Source organism: Geodermatophilus sp. TF02-6 (genome assembly GCF_003319115.1).
Taxonomy (GTDB): Bacteria; Actinomycetota; Actinomycetes; order Mycobacteriales; family Geodermatophilaceae; genus Geodermatophilus.
Genome location: NZ_QOHF01000001.1, coordinates 429,853 through 437,200 on the forward strand (window position 1 = coordinate 429,853; position 7,348 = coordinate 437,200).

Annotated in this window: 7 protein-coding genes; 6 read left to right on the forward strand and 1 reads right to left on the reverse strand. The window is 74.4% G+C overall.

Going from position 1 to position 7,348, the window contains the following annotated elements; genetic code table 11:
- Window positions 1-8 precede the first annotated feature (8 nt).
- The 6 genes from DQ238_RS02015 to DQ238_RS02040 all read left to right on the forward strand — a co-directional run bounded on the left by DQ238_RS02015 (window position 9) and on the right by DQ238_RS02040 (window position 5,993).
- Window positions 9-1,541 (forward strand): bifunctional phosphatase PAP2/diacylglycerol kinase family protein, encoded by a 1,533-nt coding sequence (locus tag DQ238_RS02015; RefSeq protein WP_113779601.1) that lies wholly within the window; start codon window positions 9-11, stop codon window positions 1,539-1,541.
- Window positions 1,542-1,628: 87 nt separating this feature from the next.
- A complete protein-coding gene (locus DQ238_RS02020; RefSeq protein ID WP_113779602.1) occupies window positions 1,629-2,192 on the forward strand; it encodes a DUF421 domain-containing protein in 564 nt (187 codons plus the stop codon).
- A 243-nt stretch (window positions 2,193-2,435) separates the two neighbouring features.
- A complete protein-coding gene (locus tag DQ238_RS02025) occupies window positions 2,436-4,208 on the forward strand; it encodes an alpha/beta-hydrolase family protein (RefSeq protein ID WP_113779603.1) in 1,773 nt (590 codons plus the stop codon).
- 73 nt (window positions 4,209-4,281) lie between these two features.
- Window positions 4,282-4,983: a CPBP family intramembrane glutamic endopeptidase gene (locus DQ238_RS02030; protein WP_233495630.1), complete on the forward strand. Its 702-nt coding sequence runs from the start codon at window positions 4,282-4,284 to the stop codon at window positions 4,981-4,983.
- A 345-nt stretch (window positions 4,984-5,328) separates the two neighbouring features.
- A complete protein-coding gene (locus DQ238_RS02035; protein ID WP_113779604.1) occupies window positions 5,329-5,604 on the forward strand; it encodes a type II toxin-antitoxin system Phd/YefM family antitoxin in 276 nt (91 codons plus the stop codon).
- Window positions 5,601-5,993 (forward strand): type II toxin-antitoxin system VapC family toxin, encoded by a 393-nt coding sequence (locus DQ238_RS02040; RefSeq protein WP_113779605.1) that lies wholly within the window; start codon window positions 5,601-5,603, stop codon window positions 5,991-5,993. The genes DQ238_RS02035 and DQ238_RS02040 overlap by 4 nt, the downstream gene beginning before the upstream one ends.
- A gap of 352 nt (window positions 5,994-6,345) precedes the next feature.
- Here DQ238_RS02040 and DQ238_RS02045 read toward each other — a convergent pair whose 3' ends face one another.
- On the reverse strand, window positions 6,346-6,759 hold the full coding sequence (locus DQ238_RS02045; RefSeq protein ID WP_147262998.1) for a hypothetical protein: 414 nt from the start codon (window positions 6,757-6,759) through the stop codon (window positions 6,346-6,348).
- Window positions 6,760-7,348 lie beyond the last annotated feature (589 nt).

A 7,348-nucleotide genomic window follows, 5' to 3' on the forward strand; every position in this document is an offset into this window, starting at 1 on the left:
GAGTCCGAATGACGCGGTCGTACCGGCGATGGGCGCAGCTGCTCACCCCGTCTCCGGAGCGCCAGCTGCTCCGGGCACTGCGGCGGTGGGACAGGGCGGTGTACCGGCGCACCGCCGCGGTCGGGACGCCCGCCTTCGACGTCGTCCTGCCCGCGGTCTCGCGGGCGGCGGACCGGTCCCTGCTGTGGCTGGGGATCAGCGGGGCGCTGGTCGCCTCGCGGCGGAGGAGCGCACACCGGGCCGCGCGACGGGGCCTGGCCGCCCTCGCCGTCACGAGTGCGCTCGCCAACTCGTGGGCCAAACAGGCCCTCCCACGCCGCAGGCCGCCCCGGATCGGAATCCCGGTCGGACGCCGCACCGGGCGCCGACCGTCCTCAGGGAGCTTCCCGTCGGGACATGCGGCGTCCGCTGCCGCGTTCGCCGGAGCCGTCGGCCTGGCCAAGCCGGCGCTCGCCGCACCGCTGGTCGGGCTGGCCGGAGCCGTCGCCTACTCGCGCGTCTACACCGGGGCCAACCACCCCAGCGACGTCCTGGCCGGAACCGCACTCGGCGTCACGGTCGCCGCGGCCACGCTCCGGCTGGCCCCGATGCGCACGCCCAGCCCCGTGCGAGCCGTCGAGCCCAGGTCCGATCCCCAGCCACCGCGACCGCACGGGGAGGGGGTGGTCGCCGTCGTCAACCCCGCGTCCGGCGGCGGGCGAGGTGCGCAGCTGGCGGAGGACGTACGGCGGCTCCTGCCCCGAGCGGAGGTGGTGACGCTCCAGCCCGGCGACGACCTGGTGCAGGTGCTGCGGCGAGCTGCCGACCGGGCGGAGGTGCTCGCCGTCGGGGGCGGGGACGGATCGGTCAACGCGGCTGCCGGGGTGGCGATCGAGGCCGGCCTGCCGCTGCTGGTGCTCCCCGGCGGCACCTTCAACCACTTCGCCGCGGACCTGGGTGTGGCCGGTGCGGCAGACGCCGCCGAGGCGGTGACCTCGGGCAGCGCGATCCGTGCCGACGTCGGGACCATCACCGATGCCGACACCGGAGCGGAGCGGTTGTTCCTCAACACCGCCAGCCTCGGAGCCTATCCGCACTTCGTCGCCGCCCGGGAACGGTGGGAGTCGCGGCTGGGCAAGCGCCTGGCGGCGGCGCTGGCCATCGTCACAGTGCTGCGGTCGGAGCGGCCCCTGCCCGCGGTCGTCAACGGCCGCGAACACCTGATGGCGATGCTGTTCATCGGCAACGGGCGCTACCAGCCCCACGGGTTCGCCCCCGGCTGGCGACCCCGCCTCGACGACGGACTCCTCGACGTCCGGCTCGTGGACACCGGCCGCCGCTTCGCGGCGGTGCGACTGCTGCTGTCGTTGGCTGCCGGACGGCTCGGCCGCAGCCATCTCTACGCCGAGGCCGGATCAGCCGGCCTGGCCATCTCCCTTCCGGACGGCCCCACCACGCTGGCCTGGGACGGCGAGATCGGCCCCGGCTCCGCCGACCTGCGCTTCGGGATCACCCGCTGGGCGTTGACCGTCTACCGCCCCGGCGTCCGCACCTTCCCCTGACCTCCGGCCGATCGGTGGCGAGCAAGCCGGCCCTCACCGTTGCCGGAGGATGCGGTGCGGTGGTCCCCGCGGGTAGAGGAGTTCGGCATGTGGCACGACGTGTTCGCCCAGCAGGTCCCGCTGCTGGAGAAGGCCCTGAGAACCGCGCTCGTCTACGTGGTGATCTGGGCGCTCCTGCGGGTGTCCGGCAAGCGGGGGCTGGCCTCGACGAACACCCTGGACCTCATCGTGGCGTTCCTGCTGGCCAGCGCCGTGGAGAACGCGATGCAGACCAACGACGACGACAGCGTGACCGGTGCCGTGGTCAGCGCGGTCACCCTCATCGCCCTCAACAACGGGCTGCTGCGCCTGACGAACGCCAGCCCGAGGGCAGCGCGGATCCTCCAGGGCAGACCGACGACGGTGGTCGAGGACGGTCACGTCGACGAGCGCGGCCTGAAGAGACTCGGGATGCGGCCCAACGAGCTGGACCACGTCGTCCGCAGCCAGAACGGTGACGACATCAGCGAGATCGCCCACGGCGAGCTGACCCCGAGCGGCCAGTTCGTCCTGACCCTCAAGGACAGCGAGCAGTCGGCGACGAAGGCCGACGTGGCCGCCCTGGCCGGGCAGCTCCGGCACATCGAGCAGCTCGTGGCCGCGCGACGCTGACGTCGACCAGGAGTGGCTGCCGCCGTGCACGTCGCACTCCCCGGGGACCGCTCAGCTGCCGCCCACGGGCGGCCGGGGGGTCGGGCCAGCCGAGGCAGCGCTGGGCGCGAGAGGCGATGATGCCGAGGTGTTCTCCCGCATCCGCCGGCCGTGGCCGGCCGTGGCCGGGTCGGCGCTGCCGACCGCCGCCGCGGTGGACCCGACTCGGCGCACGTGGCGGCTGGACCGCGGCGCCGAGGCCCGATGAGCACCGAGGCAGGCACCGGCATCCCGACTCGCCGCGGTGCGACAGCCGCGCGGGCCGGGAGCACCGCCGGTGCACCACCGGAGGACCGGGGTGGCGGCCTGCTCGACCGGCCGGGCCGTCGCTGGCTGCGGCTGGACCCCGGCGGACTGCTGCTGGGCACGCTGTTCGCCGTCATGGCCATGACGCCGTCGCTGCTGCCCCGCAACTGGCTGTTCCAGGGCGTGGTCTCGGGCATCTCCGCGGCCGCGGGCTACGGCGTCGGGGTGCTGCTCGCCTGGCTGCTGCGGCGCTCGGCCCGGGTGCGGCGCCTGGCGAGCTGGATCCGGGATCGCCTTCCCCGGCAGGCGGCCGGCTGGGCCTGGGCGGTGCTGCTGGTGGCGGTCCCGGTGGCCCTGGTGGCCATGCTGCTGGTGTCGGCGGAGTGGCAGCGCGAGATCGCCACCCTGGTGGGGATGTCCCGCACCACCACGACGGGGTGGCTGCGCGCCGGCCCGACGCTGGTCGTCGTCGCCGCCCTGCTCCTCGCGCTGACCCGCGGCGTGCGCAACCTGTACCGGCTCGTGGTGCGGCTCCTGGGTCGCTGGCGGCGGTTGCCGCGGCGGCTGGCGAAGGTCGTGGGTGCGGTCGCGGTCGCGGTCCTGCTCGTCACGGTCGTGAACGACGTGCTGCTGCGGCAGGCGTTGTCCGCGGTCGATTCCGCGTTCCGCGCCAGCAACCACACGACCTTCTCCGGCGACGAGCAGCCGCAGAGCGCGGCCCGCTCCGGCTCGCCCGCCTCGCTCGTCCCCTGGACCACCCTGGGCCGGGAGGGACGCCGGTTCGTCGCCGGCGGGCCGTCGCCGGAGCAGCTGACCGCGGCCACCGGGGCAGCCGCGCCGGACCCCATCCGGGCATACGTCGGCCTGAACAGCGCACCGACGCCGCAGGAGCGGGTCGACCTGGCCGTGGCCGAGCTGGAGCGCACCGGGGCCTTCGACCGGTCGGTGGTCCTGGTGGTGACCTCCACGGGCAGCGGCTGGGTCAACGACACGGCGCCGAGCACGCTGGAGCTGATGTACGGCGGCGACACCGCCGTGGTCTCCACCCAGTACTCCTACCTGCCCAGCTGGCTGTCCTTCCTCGTCGACCGGAGCCGCGCCGAGCAGGCCGGCCGGCTGCTCTTCGACGCCGTGCACGCCCGGGTCGAGCAGCTCCCCGAAGCCGACCGCCCCCGGCTGCTCGTGTACGGCGAGAGCCTCGGCTCGCAGGGCTCGGAGGCGGCCTTCACCTCGCTGGTCGACATCCGGGCCCAGGCAGACGGCGTCCTGTGGGTGGGGCCACCGAACTCGAACGAGGTGTGGAGCTCGCTGGTGGAGCGGCGCGATCCGGGGACCCGGGAGGTCGAACCGGTCTACGCCGACGGCCTCGTCGTCCGCTTCGCCGGCGACGAACCCGACCTGGCCCGGCCACCCACCGAGTGGCTCCGGCCGCGCGCCCTCTACCTGCAGCACCCGTCGGACCCCGTCGTGTGGTGGTCACCGAGCCTGCTGGCCCGCCGTCCGGACTGGCTGGTCGAACCCCGTGGCGAGGACGTCTCCCCCGCCATGAGCTGGTACCCGATCGTCACCTTCTGGCAGGTCACCGCCGACCTGACCCACGCCCAGTCGGTGCCCGACGGCCACGGGCACAACTACGACGACCTCATCCCCGACGCGTGGGCCGCCGTCGCCGCCCCGGACGGCTGGACCGACGCCGACACCGTCCGCATCTCCTCCATCCTCGACCCGTGACCGAGCTCGCGAGGTCACGCAGAGGCACAGCACCGCCGGGCACGGAGCCGACGAGCGCCGGCGAGGAGGCGACGTGACCCGGCAGATCCGTCTTCGCCGATGGCTGCCGGTGGTCGGGACGTCGGCCGGGCTGCTGGCGTGGAGCAACCTCGTCGTCCCCGCCCTGTCCCTGACTCCCGGCGTGCGCACCGGGGCCAACCTGGCCGCCGCCGTCGCTCTGGTGGCCGCCGCGCGCGCCGGCGGGCTGTCCTGGACCGAGCTGGGCCTCGGCCGGCGCACGTGGCGCGCGGGGATCCGGTGGGGCGGCGCGGCCCTGGCGGCGATCACCGCCGGCTACGGCGTGCTGCTGGCCGTCCCTGCCCTGCGGCCCCTGCTGGTCGACCCCCGGGTCGAGGGGACGGCGGCCGGGCAGCTGGCGGTGCGCGCCCTCCTCCTGATCCCGCTGGGCACCGTGGTTCCCGAGGAGGTCGCCTTCCGCGGCGTCCTCCTCGCCCTGACGTCGCGGCTGCTCGCACCCGGGCGTGCGTTGGCCCTCACCTCCGCGGTCTTCGGCCTGTGGCATCTCGCGTCGGCGCGGCTGCCTCCCGTGGCCGAGGGCTTTCCCCTGCTCGGCATCGCGTCGGTGGCCGCGGTCGTCGCCGTGACCGCGGCCGGCGGGTGGGTGTTCGGCTGGCTGCGGCAGCGCAGCGGCAGCCTGCTCGCGCCCATCGGAGCGCACCTGGGCAGCAACGGCCTGGGCCTGCTCGCCGCCTGGGTCGCGACCGGCCGCGCCTGACCCGGGTCGTCCACGCGTCGCCGGGTGGTGCACGGCAGGCGGTGCCACAGCACACCGGCCCGTCCGGCCTGTCGCTGAACACCGTCTCGCCCGCCGGGACGGTGATCGCCGGGCCACGCCCGCCCGGCTTCGTCGGCGCGGGTAGACAGAGCGGACCGGCGGACAGGTCAGGTGCCCGTCTGAGCAGCCTCGACCAACGTGCGCCTGGGGTTGGGTAGGGGGCCTCCGCCCGACGGCATCATCCGCCCCCGTCTCTCCGGACTGCCCACCACGACGCCGCGGCACCATCGGGTGTAGCACGAGAGCTGAATCGTGCTACGGTGGCGGCGGCGAAGGGGGCCGGTAGTGGAGACGATCAGCCATCGCGAGATGCGGAACAACTCCGCAGAGGTGCTCCGACGGGTGGAGGCCGGGGAGACGCTCCTCGTCACCAACCACGGCCGGCCGGTGGCGCTGCTGTCCCCCGCCCCGGCGTCGCGGCAGGACAGGTACGAGGAGCTGGTGGCGGTCGGGGAGATCATCCCGGCGCGTCGGCGCGGCTGGGCACAGCTGCCCCCGCCGCGGGATCTCCCCGGGCCGTCGGTGGATGAGCTGCTGGCCGAGCTGCGCGGGGACCGATGAGGGCGTACGTGGACACCTCCGCGCTGGCCAAGTTGCTCAAGCGGGAGCCGGCCAGCGCGGCACTGCGGGCGTGGCTGGCCACCCATGAGCCGGAGCTGCTGTCATCGGCACTGCTCGCCACCGAGCTGCACCGCGTGGGACTGGCATACGGCCTGCCCCGGGCGGAGGTGGGGATCGTGCTGGCGGAGGTGGACCTGGTCCGGCTCACCGAGGCGGTGCTGAGCCAGGCCGAGCGGGTGCCCGCCGCCCCGGGCCGCACGCTGGGAGCGCTGGACGCCATCCACCTGGTCTCGGCGCAGCGGGTCGACCTCACCACGATGCTCACCTACGACGACCAGCTCGCGGCGGCGGCCGAGCACCACGGCTTCACCGTGGTCTCCCCGGGGTGACCGCAGCAGCGCCGCCGCAGGCTGCCGCACCAGGCAGCCACGCTGGTCGACCGACGAACCAACGGACAGAACCACTTCCACCAGCCGCACGGAGGCACGGGCACGCGGGACCTGCTGCCGTTGGTGCATCCGCAGGAGGGCGTCCACGTCTCGCGGGACGCCTTCCTCGGCAGCACGCCCATCCCCGGCGTCCTCGGTCCAGGGCGAACCGGTAGCACGCAGGGCTGGAAACGAGGAACGAGCATGCTGGCACCCCGCGACACGGCCACCGGGGAGCGGAAGTCGCTCGACGGGCTCGCGCCGCCGCTCGCAGCGGCCCGGATGGGCCGTGGCGGTCAGTGCAGGAACACCTTCAGCAGGATGAGGCGGCTCCGAAGGCGGCACCGAGGACGACGTAGAGCGCCAGCTCGGCTCCCCCCATCCGCGCGCGCCGACCGGCGATCAGCGCCCACCCGGCCAGCAGGACGACGACGGCCCACAGCCCGGCCAGCACGGCAGTGTTGGCCCGGAAACCCACCAGGCTCGCCGCCGCGACCACGAGCAAGGGACCGAAGGAGGCGGCGACCAGCGACCACTCCCCCCGCAGCAGCTGGGCGACATCCGACCCGCGCGGGCGGCGGCCCTCCTCGATGCGGTGTCCGACCAGCTCGGAGTAGACGTGCGCCAGCCAGAACACCACCTGCGTAACCAGCACCACGAGCAGCAGCCGGGGGATGTCGACCTGGTCACGCGCACCCTCGGAAACGATCAGGGAACCAGCCAGCACGGTGCCGTACACCGCACGGGCGGGGTCGCGGGGCGGACTCGCCTCCTCCCCACCCGGTGGCCCGGCGTCCGGAGGCCGAGCATCCCCCGAACGCCTGGCGCTCATGACTGCTCCCTCGACGACGGGCCTGGGGTCGCCGCGCTCCGGCGACGGTGCCGGCGTCGGAGGTCACCCGTAGCCGGCCGAACAGCAGCAGCATGCTGCCGTCGGTGAGCAGCGCCTCGGGATCGGTCCACCAGCAGGCGAACAAGACCGTGTGCCCCGGTCCGGCGCCGTCCAGTACTCGGCCCAGCTGAGCCACGTAGCTCCGCCCGTCGACGGCCGCGTGCACGACGTTGCCCTCGCACCACGCCGGCAGTCCCGAGGCGTCGTTGCTGCGCTCCTCCTCCGACAGCAACCACGGGTGTCGAGCGCGGTCGAAGCCGCGCGCCCACCGCGGCTCGCGGCGCGGAAATCGGCCTGAGAGCGTGTCCGGGAACTGTGATTGATCTGCGCGGGCAGGCGGACTCCTGGTAGGCCGGTAGGTGTCTACGCCACCACCTACCAGGAGTCCTGGTGCCATCTTCCCCGGCCTGCACCTGCCTGTCCT